12 protein-coding genes are annotated in these 14726 nt (G+C 66.0%); 4 read left to right on the top strand and 8 right to left on the bottom strand.

Annotation, left to right across the window (positions count from 1 at the left end):
* Nucleotides 1-41 precede the first annotated feature (41 nt).
* The 7 genes from ispC to rpsB all read right to left on the bottom strand — a co-directional run bounded on the left by ispC (nucleotide 42) and on the right by rpsB (nucleotide 6402).
* On the bottom strand, nucleotides 42-1220 hold the full coding sequence (ispC, locus tag AC3FJ6_RS18175; RefSeq protein ID WP_488773119.1) for a 1-deoxy-D-xylulose-5-phosphate reductoisomerase: 1179 nt from the start codon (nucleotides 1218-1220) through the stop codon (nucleotides 42-44).
* A gap of 24 nt (nucleotides 1221-1244) precedes the next feature.
* A complete protein-coding gene (locus AC3FJ6_RS18180) occupies nucleotides 1245-2066 on the bottom strand; it encodes a phosphatidate cytidylyltransferase (RefSeq protein WP_400393328.1) in 822 nt (273 codons plus the stop codon).
* A gap of 39 nt (nucleotides 2067-2105) precedes the next feature.
* Entirely contained in the window at nucleotides 2106-2876 is a 771-nt protein-coding gene (uppS, locus tag AC3FJ6_RS18185; protein WP_400393329.1) for an undecaprenyl pyrophosphate synthase, read from the bottom strand.
* Between the two features lie 52 nt (nucleotides 2877-2928).
* Nucleotides 2929-3489: a ribosome recycling factor gene (gene frr / locus AC3FJ6_RS18190; protein WP_153947791.1), complete on the bottom strand. Its 561-nt coding sequence runs from the start codon at nucleotides 3487-3489 to the stop codon at nucleotides 2929-2931.
* Nucleotides 3490-3597: 108 nt separating this feature from the next.
* Nucleotides 3598-4308 (bottom strand): UMP kinase, encoded by a 711-nt coding sequence (gene pyrH, locus AC3FJ6_RS18195; RefSeq protein ID WP_066735314.1) that lies wholly within the window; start codon nucleotides 4306-4308, stop codon nucleotides 3598-3600.
* Between the two features lie 304 nt (nucleotides 4309-4612).
* The gene (tsf, locus tag AC3FJ6_RS18200; RefSeq protein ID WP_092600036.1) at nucleotides 4613-5491 is read right to left on the bottom strand and encodes a translation elongation factor Ts; all 879 of its coding nucleotides are present in this window, start codon (nucleotides 5489-5491) and stop codon (nucleotides 4613-4615) included.
* 167 nt (nucleotides 5492-5658) lie between these two features.
* Complete coding sequence (gene rpsB, locus AC3FJ6_RS18205; RefSeq protein WP_092600039.1) at nucleotides 5659-6402, bottom strand: 30S ribosomal protein S2; 744 nt, start codon at nucleotides 6400-6402, stop codon at nucleotides 5659-5661.
* Nucleotides 6403-6741: 339 nt separating this feature from the next.
* Between rpsB and map the strand changes: the two genes are divergently transcribed.
* From map to AC3FJ6_RS18220, 3 genes are all read left to right on the top strand, one after another.
* Nucleotides 6742-7560 (top strand): type I methionyl aminopeptidase, encoded by an 819-nt coding sequence (map, locus tag AC3FJ6_RS18210; protein ID WP_488773120.1) that lies wholly within the window; start codon nucleotides 6742-6744, stop codon nucleotides 7558-7560.
* An 82-nt stretch (nucleotides 7561-7642) separates the two neighbouring features.
* On the top strand, nucleotides 7643-10216 hold the full coding sequence (locus tag AC3FJ6_RS18215) for a [protein-PII] uridylyltransferase (RefSeq protein ID WP_400393335.1): 2574 nt from the start codon (nucleotides 7643-7645) through the stop codon (nucleotides 10214-10216).
* Between the two features lie 36 nt (nucleotides 10217-10252).
* Nucleotides 10253-12142: a pseudouridine synthase gene (locus tag AC3FJ6_RS18220; protein ID WP_488773121.1), complete on the top strand. Its 1890-nt coding sequence runs from the start codon at nucleotides 10253-10255 to the stop codon at nucleotides 12140-12142.
* A 62-nt stretch (nucleotides 12143-12204) separates the two neighbouring features.
* Here AC3FJ6_RS18220 and AC3FJ6_RS18225 read toward each other — a convergent pair whose 3' ends face one another.
* Nucleotides 12205-13131: a helix-turn-helix transcriptional regulator gene (locus AC3FJ6_RS18225; RefSeq protein WP_488773122.1), complete on the bottom strand. Its 927-nt coding sequence runs from the start codon at nucleotides 13129-13131 to the stop codon at nucleotides 12205-12207.
* 115 nt (nucleotides 13132-13246) lie between these two features.
* Between AC3FJ6_RS18225 and AC3FJ6_RS18230 the strand changes: the two genes are divergently transcribed.
* On the top strand, nucleotides 13247-14707 hold the full coding sequence (locus AC3FJ6_RS18230; RefSeq protein WP_488773123.1) for an MFS transporter: 1461 nt from the start codon (nucleotides 13247-13249) through the stop codon (nucleotides 14705-14707).
* Nucleotides 14708-14726: the final 19 nt, after the last annotated feature.

Raw genomic sequence — 14726 nt, forward strand, 5'->3', positions numbered from 1 at the left:
CCTCTTTCCAGATCCGGGCCTCACCGCGATCGTGATGACGATCAGCGGCCGGCCAGTTGTTTCAGCAGCGCCAGGGCGGCCTTGCGTGCCGCGGCATCGGCGGCCAGCACGCCGTCGAGCGACCCGGCTTCACCTTCGGCGGGCTGTTCCAGCACACCGGCCACGACCCGCGCGATGTCCGTGAACCGGATGCCGCCGGCCAGGAACGCGTCCACGGCCACCTCATTTGCGGCATTGAGCACGGCCGGGGCCACATCACCGGCGCGCAGTGCGTCAAAAGCCAGGCCCAGGCACGGAAAGCGCCCCAGGTCCGGCGTCTCGAAATGAAGCCCGCCAGCCACGGTCAGGTCCAGCGGGGTCACGCCCGAGTCGATCCGTTCCGGATAGGCCATGCCGTAGGCAATCGGCGTACGCATGTCTGGGTTGCCAAGCTGCGCCAGCACCGAACCGTCGGCATAGGCCACCATCGAATGGACAATGCTCTGCGGGTGAATCAGCACCTCGATTTTGTCCGCCGGCGCGCCAAACAGCCAGTGGGCTTCGATGACCTCGAGCCCCTTGTTCATCATCGTGGCCGAATCCACCGAAATCTTGCGACCCATCACCCACTTCGGGTGCGCGCAGGCCTGGTCGGGCGTGATGTCGTGCAGCGTCGACGGGTCGCGGGTGCGGAACGGGCCGCCCGATGCCGTCAGCAGCACCTTCGATACCCCTGCGCCATAGCGCGGGTCGCTGGTCGGCAGGCACTGGAAGATGGCATTGTGTTCGCTGTCGATCGGCAGCAGCGTGGCGCCGTGATGCTGCACCGCATCCATGAAGATGCTGCCCGACATCACCAGCGATTCCTTGTTGGCCAGCAGCACGCGCTTGCCCGCCCGCGCCGCGGCCAGCGACGAGCGCAGGCCCGCGGCGCCGACAATGGCAGCCATCACGGCATCGGTCTGTGCATCCGCGGCGATCGATTCGAGCGATTCCGGGCCGTAGCCGACTTCGGTCGCAATGCCGGCCGCACGCAGCTTGCCTTCGAGCTCGCGCGCCGCCTCGGCCGAACCCACCACCGCCCGTGCCGGACGGAACTCGGCGCACGCAGCGGCCAGCTTGTCCACCTGACGATGGGCGCTGAGCGCGTGCACCGTGTAGCGGTCGGGATGTCGGCGCACCACGTCCAGCGTGCTTTCGCCGATGGAACCCGTGGCGCCCAGAATCGTAATGCGTTGCATATAACCAGACGAATTCAGTTGTGATCAGACCCAGGACAGCAGCAGCGCCGCCAGCGGAAATACCGGGATCAGCGCGTCGATGCGGTCGAGAACGCCCCCGTGGCCCGGCAGCAGCCGGCTGCTGTCCTTGATGCCGACCTGGCGCTTGAGCAAGGACTCGAACAGGTCGCCCACCACGCTGGCCGCCACCAGCAGCGTGGTCAGCATGGCCAGCACGCCCAGGCCTACCTTGTCGGCGATCAGCGAATACCAGGTAGGCGCGAAGGCATGGCTAGCCGCCAGCCCCAGCGCGACGATCATCGCCAGCAACCAGCCGCCGATCGCACCTTCCCAGGACTTGCCCGGGCTGATGGTCGGCGCCAGCTTGCGCTTGCCGATGGCCTTGCCGACGAAATAGGCACCGATGTCAGCGGCCCAGACCAGCACGGCGGCGGTCAGCAGCACACCCACCCCGGCCACGCGCAGCGCCATGACCGCATGGCCGAACGCCGGCAGCATGATCAGTCCGAGCACGACGCCCAGTACGGTGAATCCGGGCGTTGCCTTCCGTACGCCGCGCGCCAGCAACACCAGCGCCACGCCCCAAGCCACCAGCGAAGCCTCGAGCAGCCAGTCGATGGCGAATCCGGACGGCGCAAGGTGCCACGCCAGCAACGCCACCAGGCATGCCACGGCATAGACATATGGCCACTGGCGCGGCAGGCCGATCAGGCGACCGAATTCCCAGCCGCCCAGCAGCACGATGACTGCCACCAGCACCGCCAGCGCCGTGGGGGGCGCCAGGAACAGGATCGGCAGGATCAACAGCAACAGGCATACGGCGGTGATAACGCGGGTCAGAAGCATGCGGCTGCGATTCCCGTTGATATGAAGGTACGACCGGCCTCAGGCCGTTCCCGACAGGCCCGGCGCCACGACCTGGGCACTGGTCCGGCCGAATCGGCGCTCTCGCTGGCGGTACGACGCAAAGGCCTTGTCGAGTTCCGCGGCGTCAAAATCGGGCCAGAACGTATCGGTGAAATAGAGCTCGGTATAGGCGAGCTGCCAAAGCAGGAAATTGCTGATGCGCTGCTCGCCGCCGGTACGGATGAACAGGTCCGGTTCCGGCGCATAGGCCATCGCCAGGTGCGGCGCCAGCAACGATTCGTCGATCGATTCCGCATCGAGCATCGGCGCGCGCGCCAGCATCTTGCGCATGGCCTGCAGCAGATCCCAGCGGCCGCCGTAGTTGGCGGCGATGGTCACGGTCAGGCCCGTGTTGCCTGCCGTACGCGCCTCGGCGTCCTTGATCATCTGCTGGATACGCGGGCTGAAGCGCGCCAGGTCGCCCACCACGCGCAGGCGGATGTTGTTCGCGTGCATCCGGACCACCTCGCGGCGCAAGGCGGTCATGAACAGGCGCATCAGGAACGAGACTTCGTCCGCAGGCCGGCGCCAGTTCTCGGAACTGAATGCGAACAGGGTCAGGTACTGGACGCCGCGTGCGGCGCAGGCCTGCACGATCTCGCGCACGGTATCCAGACCCCGAGTGTGGCCAGCCACGCGCGGCAGGTGACGCTTGGTCGCCCAGCGGCCGTTGCCATCCATGATGATGGCAACGTGTCGTGGCACATAGGTGGTATCGGGAACGCCGAGCGTCGAACTGATATGCTGCATGGATTCGCGGACGGGCTGGGACAACCCCGGCGGACGCGCCGCCGGGACGGCCTTACACCGTCAAGATCTCCTTCTCTTTCTCGGCGACGAGCCTGTCGATCTCGCCGACATACTTGTCCGTCAGCTTCTGGACGTCGTCCGTACCGCGGCGCTCGTCGTCTTCCGAAATGGTCTTGTCCTTGACGAGCTTCTTGAACTGCTCGTTGGCGTCGCGGCGCAGGTTGCGCACGGCTACCTTGGCGCCCTCGGCCTCGCTCTTCACCACCTTGATCAGCTCCTTGCGGCGCTCTTCGGTCAGCGGAGGCATCGGCACGCGGATCACGTCGCCCATCGTGGCGGGGTTCAGGCCCAGGTCGGCGTCGCGGATTGCCTTTTCCACGGCCTGCACCATCTTCTTTTCCCACGGTTGCACGGTAATCGTCCGGGCGTCGCCCAGGCCAATGTTGGCCACCTGGCTGATCGGCACCGGCGAGCCGTAGTAATCCACCTGGACGTGGTCGAGCAGGCCGGTGTGCGCACGGCCGGTACGAATTTTCGCCAGATCGGCCCTGAAGGCTTCGATCGACTTCTGCATCTTCTGCTCGGCGCTCTTCTTAGTGTCGGCGACGGTCATGATTACCTCCGGAAAACAGCCAGACAGGATCCCGTCAGGCGGGATCGAAAATGGAACATTCTACTCTCAGGCCAGACCGAATCCGCATTTTGATGCGGTCCGGACTGCTTAAACGTGCACTAGCGTACCTTCGTCCTCGCCCAGGATCACACGCTTCAGGGCACCCGGCTTGACGATCGAGAACACCTTGATCGGCAGCTTCTGGTCGCGGCACAGCGCGAACGCGGTGGCATCCATGACCTGCAGGTTGCGCGAAATGGCTTCGTCGAACGTGATCGTCGTGTAGCGGGTGGCGCTCGGGTCCTTCTTGGGATCGGCCGTGTAGACGCCGTCCACCTTGGTGGCCTTGAGCACGATTTCCGCGCCGATTTCCGAACCGCGCAGCGCGGCGGCCGTATCGGTGGTGAAGAACGGGTTGCCGGTGCCGGCGGCAAAGATGACGACCTTGCCTTCCTCCAGCTGGCGGATGGCACGCGGGCGGATATACGGTTCCACCACCTGGTCCATGCGCAGCGCCGATTGCACGCGGCCTTCGATATTGGCGTGGCGCATGGCGTCCTGCAGCGCCAGGGCGTTCATCATCGTGGCCAGCATGCCCATGTAGTCGGCCGTGGCACGGTCCATGCCGGCCGCACCGCCGGCAACGCCGCGGAAAATGTTGCCGCCGCCGATGACAACCGCCACCTGGACGCCCAGCTTCACGATTTCGGCTATGTCATTGACCATGCCTTCGATAGTGGCCCGGTTGATGCCGAAGGCATCGTCGCCCATCAGGGCTTCACCGGACAGTTTCAGAAGGACGCGCTTGTAGGCTGGCATGTTCACCCTCGGGCAGGTTCTAGTCGCTCGTTTGAACGGATGGATGGGCGCGGGCGGCACGACGCAACTGCGCACCGGCCGCGCATGAATTTGGACTGCTTGACAGCTGGAAAGCCGGTTTTCGCCGTCATCTGCCGGCATCACGCCGCTAAAGGCGCGCTTTTTGCAGGTGACTGCGAAAACTGACTGGCACGGCGCACATGGCAACCGTACTTGTGCAGAGGGGCACCTTGCGGCGCCCCTCGGCATTATACGGTGGCAGACCGGGCATCCCGCCAGGGAAACCCGCCCGGCCACCCGGACATCAGCCCTTCTGGGCGGCAGCCACCTGGGCAGCCACTTCAGCAGCGAAGTCGTCCTGCTTCTTCTCGATGCCTTCGCCCACCACGTACAGGGTGAAACCCTTCACATTGGTGTTTGCAGCCTTCAGCATCTGCTCGACCGTCTGCTTGTCGTTCTTCACGAACGGCTGATTCAGCAGCGACACTTCCTTCAGGTACTTCTGGACCGAACCTTCCACCATCTTGGCGGCGATTTCGGCCGGCTTGCCCGATTCGGCAGCCTTCTGCTCGGCAATGCTGCGCTCCTTCGCGATCAGCTCGGCCGGCACCTGTTCCGACGACAGCGACACCGGCTTCATGGCGGCCACGTGCATGGCAACGTCCTTGGCGGCGGTTTCGTCGCCGTCGAACTCGACCATCACGCCGATGCGGGTGCCGTGCAGGTACGAAGCCAGCTTGCCACCGTTGGCGTAGCGCACGAAGCGGCGGATCGTCATGTTCTCGCCGATCTTGCCGATCAGGGCCGAGCGCACGGCGTCAACCGTCGAACCGTCCATTTCCAGGGCCGACAGGGCTGCCACGTCGGCCGGAGCCTGCTTGGCGATCAGTTCGGCAACCTTGGCGGCAAAGCCCAGGAAGTCGTCGTTCTTCGACACGAAGTCGGTTTCGCAGTTCAGTTCGACCAGCGAGCCCGTGGTGCCGTCGATGTACGTGGCCACGATGCCTTCGGCGGTCACGCGCGAAGCGGCCTTGCTGGCCTTGTTGCCCAGCTTGACGCGCAGCAGTTCTTCAGCCTTGTCCAGGTCGCCGTCGGCCTCGGTCAGGGCCTTCTTGCATTCCATCATCGGCGCGTCGGTCTTCGCGCGCAGTTCTGCAACCATGCTTGCGGTAATTGCCGCCATTTGTCACTCCTTGATTGGTTGGCTTCATCCGCGGCGAATCATATCCACGGCGGATGACAACTGAATCTGTTTGCAAAAAGGGGGCGCCAGATGTGCCCCCTTTTCTTGGTTGCCGTCAGGCGGGCGCCGGCGGCCGGTGTGTCCCGGCCTCAGGCGCCAGCGGGCAATCAGCCTTCCTGGACTTCGACGAATTCGTCGTCGCCACGCACGGCTTCCACCACTTCCTGCACCGCGTTCGCACGGCCTTCCAGGATGGCGTCGGCCACGCCGCGCACGTACAGGGCAACGGCCTTGCTCGAGTCGTCGTTGCCCGGGATCACGTAGTCGATGCCTTCCGGCGAGTGGTTCGTGTCGACCACGCCGATCACGGGGATGCCCAGCTTGTTGGCTTCGGTCACGGCAATCTTGTGGTAGCCGACGTCCACCACGAAGATGGCGTCAGGAACGCCGCCCATGTCCTTGATGCCGCCGATGGACTTTTCCAGCTTTTCCATCTCGCGCTCGAACATCAGCGCTTCCTTCTTGCTCATGGTTTCCAGCGCGCCGGCTTCCTTGGCGGCTTCCATGTCCTTCAGGCGCTTGATCGAGATCTTGACGGTCTTGAAGTTCGTCATCATGCCGCCGAGCCAGCGGGCGTCGACGTACGGCATGCCAGCGCGGCCGGCTTCCTCAGCCAGGATCTCGCGCGATTGACGCTTGGTACCCACGAAAAGCACGGTGCCGCGGTTTGCTGCCAGCTGACGCACGTACTTCAGCGCGTCCTGGAACATCGGCAGGGTCTTTTCGAGGTTGATAATGTGGATCTTGTTGCGATGACCGAAGATGAAGGGGGCCATCTTCGGGTTCCAGAAGCGGGTCTGGTGGCCAAAGTGGCAACCGGCTTCCAGCATTTCGCGCATGGTCACGGACATGTGAATAACTCCAAAAGGGTTAGGTTCTGAAGTCCGCCCCGACATTCCTGAAAAGGAACACCCCGGATGAGCGGACCAGCGATTTACAAAAAACAGCGATCATTCCCGACCCGCAGCGGCCCGTTTCCGGCCCATCAGCAAGTCAGCCCGCGATTGTAGCAACAAAGCAGCCCTTCCCTCAAGCCCCTTCGCAAAGGCATGCGAACGAACCGCCCGGCGGCGCCGGCCCGGCCTGCTACCGTATTTCCCTGCTTTCTCGTCACGAAGGTGAGATAATCCCGCTTTGCGAACAGTAAAGGCGCAGCTGCGGCTGGGCCATCACATTTCAGGCGAAGCAGCATGAGCATCCATATCAATACCGCCGAAGACATCGCCCAAATGCGCGTGGCTTGCCGCCTTGCCTCCGAGGTCCTCGACTACATCACCCCTTTCGTCAAGGTTGGCGTCACCACCGGCGAACTCGACCGCCTGTGCCACGCCTACATGCGTGATGTACAAGGCACCGTGCCCGCCCCGCTGAACTACGCGCCGCCGGGCTACCCGCCCTTCCCCGGCGCCATCTGCACGTCGGTCAACGACGTGATCTGCCATGGCATCCCGGGCGACCGCGTGCTCAAGGCCGGCGACGTGGTCAACCTTGACATCACCGTCATCACCAAGGAAGGCTACTACGGCGATACCAGCCGCATGTTCGTGGTGGGCGAGGCATCGATCCTGGCCAAGCGCCTCGCGCAAATCACCTACGAGTGCATGTGGAAGGGCATCCAGCAAGTGCGCAATGGCGCACGTCTGGGCGATATCGGCCACGCCATCCAGACCCACGCCGAAGCCGCCGGCTACACCGTGGTGCGCGAATACTGCGGCCACGGCATCGGCAAGGTGTTCCACTCGGACCCGCAGATCCTGCATTACGGCCGCCCGAACACCGGCATGGAAATCAAGTCGGGCATGATTTTCACGGTCGAGCCGATGATCAACGCCGGCAAGCGCGATATCCGCACGATGCCCGATCACTGGACGGTCAAGACGCGCGACCGCAGCCTGTCGGCCCAGTGGGAGCACACGGTGCTGGTGACGGACACCGGCTACGAAGTGCTGACGCTGTCGGAAGGTTCGCCCGTACCGCCCGCGTTCATCACCGACACCGTGGCGGCCTGATCCCGCACCGAACGCCAGGGCGCCCACCAAGGCGCCCTTTCTTCTTCCAGCCGTGCCCACGCCCACCCTCGAACCGCCGCCCATGGACACCACGCCGGAACTGCTGCTCTGCCAGCGCATTCGCGACAGGCTCAAGGCCGACAAGCAGGCGCTGTTTGCCGAGTTCGACGCCAACAATCTGGTCACGCCTCTGGTGACGAAGCTGCGTCGCGCCGTCGATGCCGCGCTGATCGAGGCCTGGACCGCCCTGGAACTGCCGGCCTCCGCCGCGCTGGTGGCCGTGGGCGGGTATGGCCGTGGCGAGTTGTTCCCGTATTCCGATGTCGATGTGCTGTTGCTGCTGCCGGCCGAGCCCGACAGCGAGACGGCCGCCAAACTGGAACGCTTCATCGGCCTGTGCTGGGACCTGGGGCTGGAAATCGGCTCGTCGGTGCGTACCGTGGACGACTGCATCCGCGAATCGGCCGCCGACATCACCATCCGCACGTCGCTGCTTGAGGCGCGCCTGCTGACCGGCAGCAAGACGCTGCTCGCGTCGCTGCTGGCACGCTACCAGGCCGACATGGACGCGGCCGACTTCTTCCAGGCCAAGCTGCTGGAATTGCGCCAGCGCCATGCCAAGTACCAGGACACGCCCTACGCGCTGGAGCCGAACTGCAAGGAAAGCCCCGGCGGTTTGCGCGACCTGCAGGTCATCCTGTGGATGACCAAGGCGGCGAACCTGGGCGACAGCTGGAAGGAACTGTTCGAACGCGGCCTGCTGACCGAGCGCGAATCACAGGAACTGGCCCGCAACGAACGTCTGCTGCGCACCATCCGTGCGCGCCTGCACCTGCTGGCGGGCCGCCGGCAGGACGTGCTGGTCTTCGACCTGCAGACCGCGCTGGCCGAGTCCTTCGGCTATCGCCAGACGGCCCACAAGCGCGCCAGCGAACAGCTGATGCGGCGCTACTACTGGGCCGCCAAGGCGGTCACGCAGCTCAACAGCGTGCTGCTGCTGAACATCGAGGCGATGCTGTTCCCGAGCGAGTCCAAGGTCACGCGCGTGATCAACGACCGTTTCGTGGAGCGCCAGGGCATGCTGGAGATCACCAGCGACGACCTGTACGAGCAGAACCCGCACGCCATCCTGGAAACGTTCCTGCTGTACGAGCGCACGCCGGGCGTGAAGGGCCTGTCGCCGCGCACGCTGCGCGGGCTGTACAACGCGCGCACGGTGATGGATGCCAGCTGGCGCAACGACCCCGTCAACCGCAAGCTGTTTCTGGCCATCGTGCAGGAACCGCAGGGCATCACGCACGCGCTGCGGCTGATGAACCAGACCAGCGTGCTGGGCCGCTACCTGATCAACTTCCGCCGTATCGTCGGCCAGATGCAGCACGACCTGTTCCACGTGTACACCGTGGACCAGCACATCCTGATGGTGGTGCGCAACATGCGCCGCTTCGCGATTGTCGAGCACACGCACGAATTCCCGTTCTGCAGCCAGCTGATGGCCGGCTTCGAGCGGCCGTGGGTGCTGTGGGTGGCGGCGCTGTTCCACGATATCGCCAAGGGGCGCGGTGGCGACCACTCGAAGCTCGGCACCGTCGACGCGCGCCGCTTCTGCAAGCAGCACGGCATTGCGCGCGAGGACACCGACCTGATCGCCTGGCTGGTGGAAAACCACCTGACCATGAGCCATGTGGCCCAGAAGCAGGACCTGACCGACCCCGACGTGGTGAAGGGGTTCGCCCAGGTGGTGGGCAGCGAGCGTTACCTGACGGCGCTCTACCTGCTGACCGTTGCCGATATCCGCGGCACCAGCCCGAAGGTGTGGAATGCCTGGAAGGGCAAGCTGCTGGAAGACCTGTACCGCATCACGCTGCGCGTACTGGGCGGCGCCAAGATCGACCAGCATTCCCTCTGGGCGCAGAAGCGCGACGACACCATCGCGCAGTTGCGCCTGAAGGCGTTCGATCCCGAACTGGCCAAGCCGCTGTGGAGCCGGCTGGACATGTCGTTCTTCATGCGGCACGATGCGCGCGACATCGCCTGGGTGACGCGGCACCTGTTCAACAAGGTGAACAGCGTCGATCCGGTGGTCAAGGCCCGCGTGTCGCCCGCGGGCGAAGGGCTGCAGGTGGTGGTCTACGTGAAGGACCAGCCCGATCTGTTTGCGCGCATCTGCGGCTATTTCGAGCGCAAGGCGTTCTCGATCCAGGACGCCAAGATCGAGACCACGCGCGACGGCTACGCGCTGGACACCTTCCAGATCACGGACCCCGGCCTGGACGGCGGCTACCGCGACATTCTGGCGCTGGTGGAGCATGAACTGGCCGAGCGCGTGCGGCTGGAGTGCCCGCTGCCCGAGCCGACGCAGGGCCGGCTGTCGCGCCAGTCGCGCAGCTTCCCGATCAAGCCGCGCGTGGACTTGCGTCCCGACGAACGGGGCCAGTATTACCTGCTGTCGGTGTCGGCCAACGACCGCACCGGCCTGCTCTACGCGCTGGCCCGCGTACTGGCCAAATATCGCGTGTCCGTGCATTCGGCGCGCATCAACACGCTCGGCGAACGCGTGGAAGACGTGTTCCTGGTCGACGGCTCGCCGCTGGCCGCCGACAACCGATTGCAGATTCAAGTGGAACAGGATTTGCTCGACGCACTGGCCATCTGACTCCCCGATGGCCGGCGCGCGGGCGCTTGGAAAGATATGACAGATAGCAACAACCCCGGCCGCAAGACGCTGGGCATCAAGACCTCCACGACGGGCGCACCGCGCAAGGCGAACCGCCCGGTGCGTGTGTCGGACCTGAACCGCAAGCGCGTGCAGGATGTCGTGACCGGCATCAAGCAGGCCAAGGATCGCGCGGCCGAGAAAGACAAGCGCAAGCCGGCGCCGGCCGAAGGTGCACCGCGCCGGTTCGAGGGCGAGCGTACCGAGCGTCCGCGCCGCTTCGAGGGGCAAGGCTCCGACCGCCCGCGTCGGTTTGAAGGCGAAGGCTCGGACCGCCCCCGTCGCTTCGAAGGCCATGGGTCGGATCGTCCGCGCCGCTTTGAAGGCCAGGGCTCGGATCGCCCGCGTCGCTTCGAAGGCGAAGGCTCCGACCGCCCGCGTCGTTTCGAAGGCCAGGGCTCCGACCGCCCGCGTCGTTTCGAAGGCCAGGGCTCCGACCGCCCGCGCCGTTTTGAAGGCGAAGGCTCGGACCGTCCCCGTCGCTTCGAAGGTCAGGGCTCGGATCGCCCGCGTCGCTTCGAAGGCCAAGGCTCCGATCGTCCGCGCCGTTTTGAAGGCGAAGGCTCGGACCGTCCCCGTCGCTTCGAAGGCCAGGGCTCGGATCGCCCGCGTCGCTTCGAAGGCCAGGGCTCCGACCGCCCGCGCCGTTTTGAAGGCGAAGGCTCGGACCGTCCGCGTCGCTTCGAAGGCCAGGGCTCGGATCGTCCGCGTCGCTTCGAAGGCCAGGGCTCGGATCGCCCGCGTCGCTTCGAAGGCGAAGGGTCCGATCGTCCGCGCCGCTTCGAAGGCCAGGGCTCGGATCGTCCGCGTCGCTTCGAAGGCCAGGGCTCGAATCGCCCGCGTCGCTTCGAAGGACAGGGCACGGATCGTCCGCGTCGCTTCGAAGGCGAAGGTGGCCAGCGCCCGCGCCGCTTTGGCGACGATGCGCGGACGGACCGTCCGCGCCGCGATGATGGTGCGCCGCGCCGTGGCGATGCACCGGCACGCCGTTTCAGCGACACGTCGGACCGCGCCCGCCCGGTGCGCGGCGACCGCGGCGAACGGTTCGAACGCTCGGAACGCCCGGCCCCGCAGGCCCCGGCCGAGCCGCGTGAAGACGGCCTGGTCCGTCTGTCCAAGCGCATGTCCGAACTGGGCCTGTGCTCGCGCCGTGAAGCCGACGAATGGATTCCGCTGGGCTGGGTGCTGGTCGATGGCGAGCCCGTGACCGAACTCGGCTCCCGCATCCGCCCGGACGCCGAAATCGAAATCCGGCAGGAAGCGCGCTCTGAGCAAGGCGAGCGCGTGACGGTGCTGCTGAACAAGCCGGTCGGCTATGTCTCCGGCCAGGCCGAAGATGGCTACGAGCCGGCCGCCGTACTGTTCACGGCCGAGAACCAGTGGGAGCAAGACCCCACGCGCAAGCGTTTCGCGCCGTGGCAGCGCAAGAACCTGGCCCCGGCGGGCCGGCTCGATATCGACTCCACCGGCCTGCTGGTGCTCACGCAGGACGGCCGCGTGGCGCGGGCGCTGATTGGCGACGATTCCACCGTCGAAAAGGAATACCTGGTGCGCGTGGAGTGGGAATCGCCACAGGGTCTGGTCGACCGCAACATCAGCGCCGTCTTCCCCGAAGACCAGCTTGAGCGCCTGCGCTTTGGCCTGTCGCTGGACGGCGTGGCGCTGAAGCCCGCCAAGGTAAGCTGGCAGAACGAAGAGCAGTTGCGCTTCGTGCTGCGCGAAGGCCGCAAGCGCCAGATCCGCCGGATGTGCGAACAGGTGGGACTGAAGGTGGTGGGCCTCAAGCGCGTGCGCATGGGCCGTATCGCGCTGGGCGACCTGCCGCCGGGCCAGTGGCGCTTCCTGGGGCAGTTCGAGAAGTTCTGAGGCGGCTCGGGCAGCCTTGATTCGCCGGCCCCTATCCCGCAAGCGGGTGGGGGCTACACCCCTCACCCATGCACCGCCGGCAGCTTCCTTAGCGCGGCCTCGGCCTGCTCGTCGGCCGGCACATAGACCAGCAGCCGCGCGCCATTGCGCGGCGCGGTCCAGAAATTGGTCTGCGTCAGCTGGAAATCCCCGGTTTCCGGATGGGTGAAACGCTTGACGTGGTTCTGGATGCCGCGCACCTGGTATCTCTGCCAGAGCTGCTGGAAGGTCTCGGACACCGCCATATAGCGCGCCAGCTGCGCTTCCCACAGCGGATCGTCGACATGCTCGGCCATCGCCGCCCGATACATCGCCACCATGTTGCAGACCATGCTTTCCCAGTCGGGCACGGCCTTGCGCCAGCCCGGGTGCGTCAGTGCCAGATAGATGCAGTTGCGGTCTTCCGGCGGCAGGCTCGGGACATTCATCCCCAGCAGCCGGCAATAGGCGTCGTTGTGCGCCACGATGTCGAAGCGGGCGTTCTGCACCAGCGCCGGGATCGGGTCGAGCTGGTCAAGCATGCGCTGCGTGGTCACCGACACCGTTTCGCAAACCGACGTGCCGGCCAGGGCGGCGGGCCGCTGCAGGCCGGCAAGCGTGAACAGGTGCTCGGTCTCGGTCGGCGAGCATTGCAGCGCGGCGGCCACCGCATTGAGCACCTTCGGCGACACGCGGATCGGCCTGCCCTGCTCCAGCTTGGTGTACCAGGTGATGCCGATATCGGCCATCGCGGCCACTTCCTCGCGCCGCAGGCCCGGCGTGCGGCGTCGGCCGGCACGCGACAGGCCGATCCGTGCCGGATCGAGATTTTCGCGGCGGGCGCGCAGGAAGGCGCCTAATTCGGCCTCCCTGCCGGTGCCGGCATGGGCTGCGAACTCAGGCGCGTCGTTGTCCGTGGGCAGGCCGGTTCCCGGGTTCCACAGCGCACTCGGTTCCTGACGGGCGTTCATGATCGATCACTCCTGCGTAGCCTGACACTGTTTATACCAGTCTAACTGGACTCTTGTACCAGTCTGGATGCATGACCATACTCCCAGCCTCACGCCTTGTCGAGGTCCGCATGCCATGAAAGCCCCCGCACCTTCCATCCATACTTCCGCACCGGATTCCACACCGTCACTGGGCCGTACCGGCCTGTACGTGCTGCTGGCCGGTCAGTTGCTGCCGCAGATCGACTTTTCCATCGTCAACGTGGCGCTGCACCCCATTGAACATTCGCTGGGCGCCTCGCCGGCCGAACTGGAACTGATGGTGGCCGTCTACGGCGTGGCATTCGCCGTTTGCCTGGCCATGGGCGGCCGGCTGGGCGACAACTTCGGGCGCCGCCGCGTATTCAACGCCGGCGTGCTGCTGTTCGGCATTGCCTCGTTGCTGTGCGGCGTGGCCGGGTCGATGCTGGTGCTGCTGGGCGCCCGGTTGCTGCAGGGCGCGGCCGCCGCGCTGCTGGTGCCGCAGATCCTGGCCACCATCCACGTGGGCCTGCGCGGGCACGCGCACTCCCGCGCGCTGGCGCTGTTCGCGTCGGTGGGCGGTGTGGCCTTCATCATCGGGCAGGTGCTGGGCGGCTTCCTGGTGGATGCCGATATCGGCGGCCTGGGCTGGCGCAATGCGTTCCTGATCAACCTGCCCGTTTGCGCGGCCATCCTGTGGCTGTCGCCGCGCGTGATCCCGGAAACGCGGCGGGACAATCCGGCCGGTGTGGATGTCCCCGGCACGGCGCTGCTGGCGATGGTGATCCTGGCCGTGCTGCTGCCCGTGGCGATGGGGCCGATGTTCCACTGGTCCTGGCCCGTGCTGGCCACGCTGGCGGCGGCGGGCCCGCTGACGCTGTGGCTGTGGCAGGTTGAAAAGCGCCAGGAACGGCGCGGCGTGCATCCGCTGCTGCCGCCGTCGCTGTTACGGCTGCCGAGCGTGCGCTTCGGCTTTGTGGTGGCCATCCTGTTCTACGCGTGCTGGAGCGGCTTCATGTTCGTGCTGGCGCTGGCCCTGCAGGGCGGTGGCGGCATGACGCCGACGATGGCCGGCAACGCGTTCATTCCGCTGGGCGTGGCGTTCTCGGTGGCCTCGCTGCTGAGTCCGGGTGTGGTGGGGCTGTGGGGCCGTACGCGCGTGCTGCTGATCGGCTGCCTGATCCAGATGGCAGGCATGGCGGCGCTGGCCTGGACGCTGCGCCATGTCTGGCCGCATCCCGACCTGCTCACGCTGGCCGCGCCAACCATGCTGATCGGCATTGGCAACGCGCTGGTGGTGGGCTGCTTCTATCGCATCGGGCTGGCCGATATTCCGCCCGATCACGCCGGCGCAGGCAGCGCGGCGCTGGCCACGGTACAGCAGGCGTCGCTGGGCCTCGGTTCGGCGCTGCTGGGCACGGTGTTCGCCCAGCGCATCCACCACGGCGGCAGCTACCTCGATGCCACGCTCACGAGCCTGGCGGCCGAGCTGATCCTGATGACGATGCTGGTGGCGGCGGCCGCGATCTATCACGCCCGCCACGGCCAGCCGGTGCTGGCCACTGGTGCCGCATGACGGCCCCGCCCGCCGCCCC

It is taken from the genome of Cupriavidus sp. 94F1, assembly GCF_057798875.1.

Excerpts from the sequence above, each read along its gene's own strand:
- ispC (WP_488773119.1), bottom strand. The coding sequence starts at position 1,220 with ATGCAACGCATTACGATTCTGGGCGCCACGGGTTCCATCGGCGAAAGC.
- AC3FJ6_RS18180 (WP_400393328.1), bottom strand. The coding sequence starts at position 2,066 with ATGCTTCTGACCCGCGTTATCACCGCCGTATGCCTGTTGCTGTTGATC.
- uppS (WP_400393329.1), bottom strand. The coding sequence starts at position 2,876 with ATGCAGCATATCAGTTCGACGCTCGGCGTTCCCGATACCACCTATGTG.
- frr (WP_153947791.1), bottom strand. The coding sequence starts at position 3,489 with ATGACCGTCGCCGACACTAAGAAGAGCGCCGAGCAGAAGATGCAGAAG.
- pyrH (WP_066735314.1), bottom strand. The coding sequence starts at position 4,308 with ATGCCAGCCTACAAGCGCGTCCTTCTGAAACTGTCCGGTGAAGCCCTG.
- tsf (WP_092600036.1), bottom strand. The coding sequence starts at position 5,491 with ATGGCGGCAATTACCGCAAGCATGGTTGCAGAACTGCGCGCGAAGACC.
- rpsB (WP_092600039.1), bottom strand. The coding sequence starts at position 6,402 with ATGTCCGTGACCATGCGCGAAATGCTGGAAGCCGGTTGCCACTTTGGC.
- map (WP_488773120.1), top strand. The coding sequence starts at position 6,742 with ATGAGCATCCATATCAATACCGCCGAAGACATCGCCCAAATGCGCGTG.
- AC3FJ6_RS18215 (WP_400393335.1), top strand. The coding sequence starts at position 7,643 with ATGGACACCACGCCGGAACTGCTGCTCTGCCAGCGCATTCGCGACAGG.
- AC3FJ6_RS18220 (WP_488773121.1), top strand. The coding sequence starts at position 10,253 with ATGACAGATAGCAACAACCCCGGCCGCAAGACGCTGGGCATCAAGACC.
- AC3FJ6_RS18225 (WP_488773122.1), bottom strand. The coding sequence starts at position 13,131 with ATGAACGCCCGTCAGGAACCGAGTGCGCTGTGGAACCCGGGAACCGGC.
- AC3FJ6_RS18230 (WP_488773123.1), top strand. The coding sequence starts at position 13,247 with ATGAAAGCCCCCGCACCTTCCATCCATACTTCCGCACCGGATTCCACA.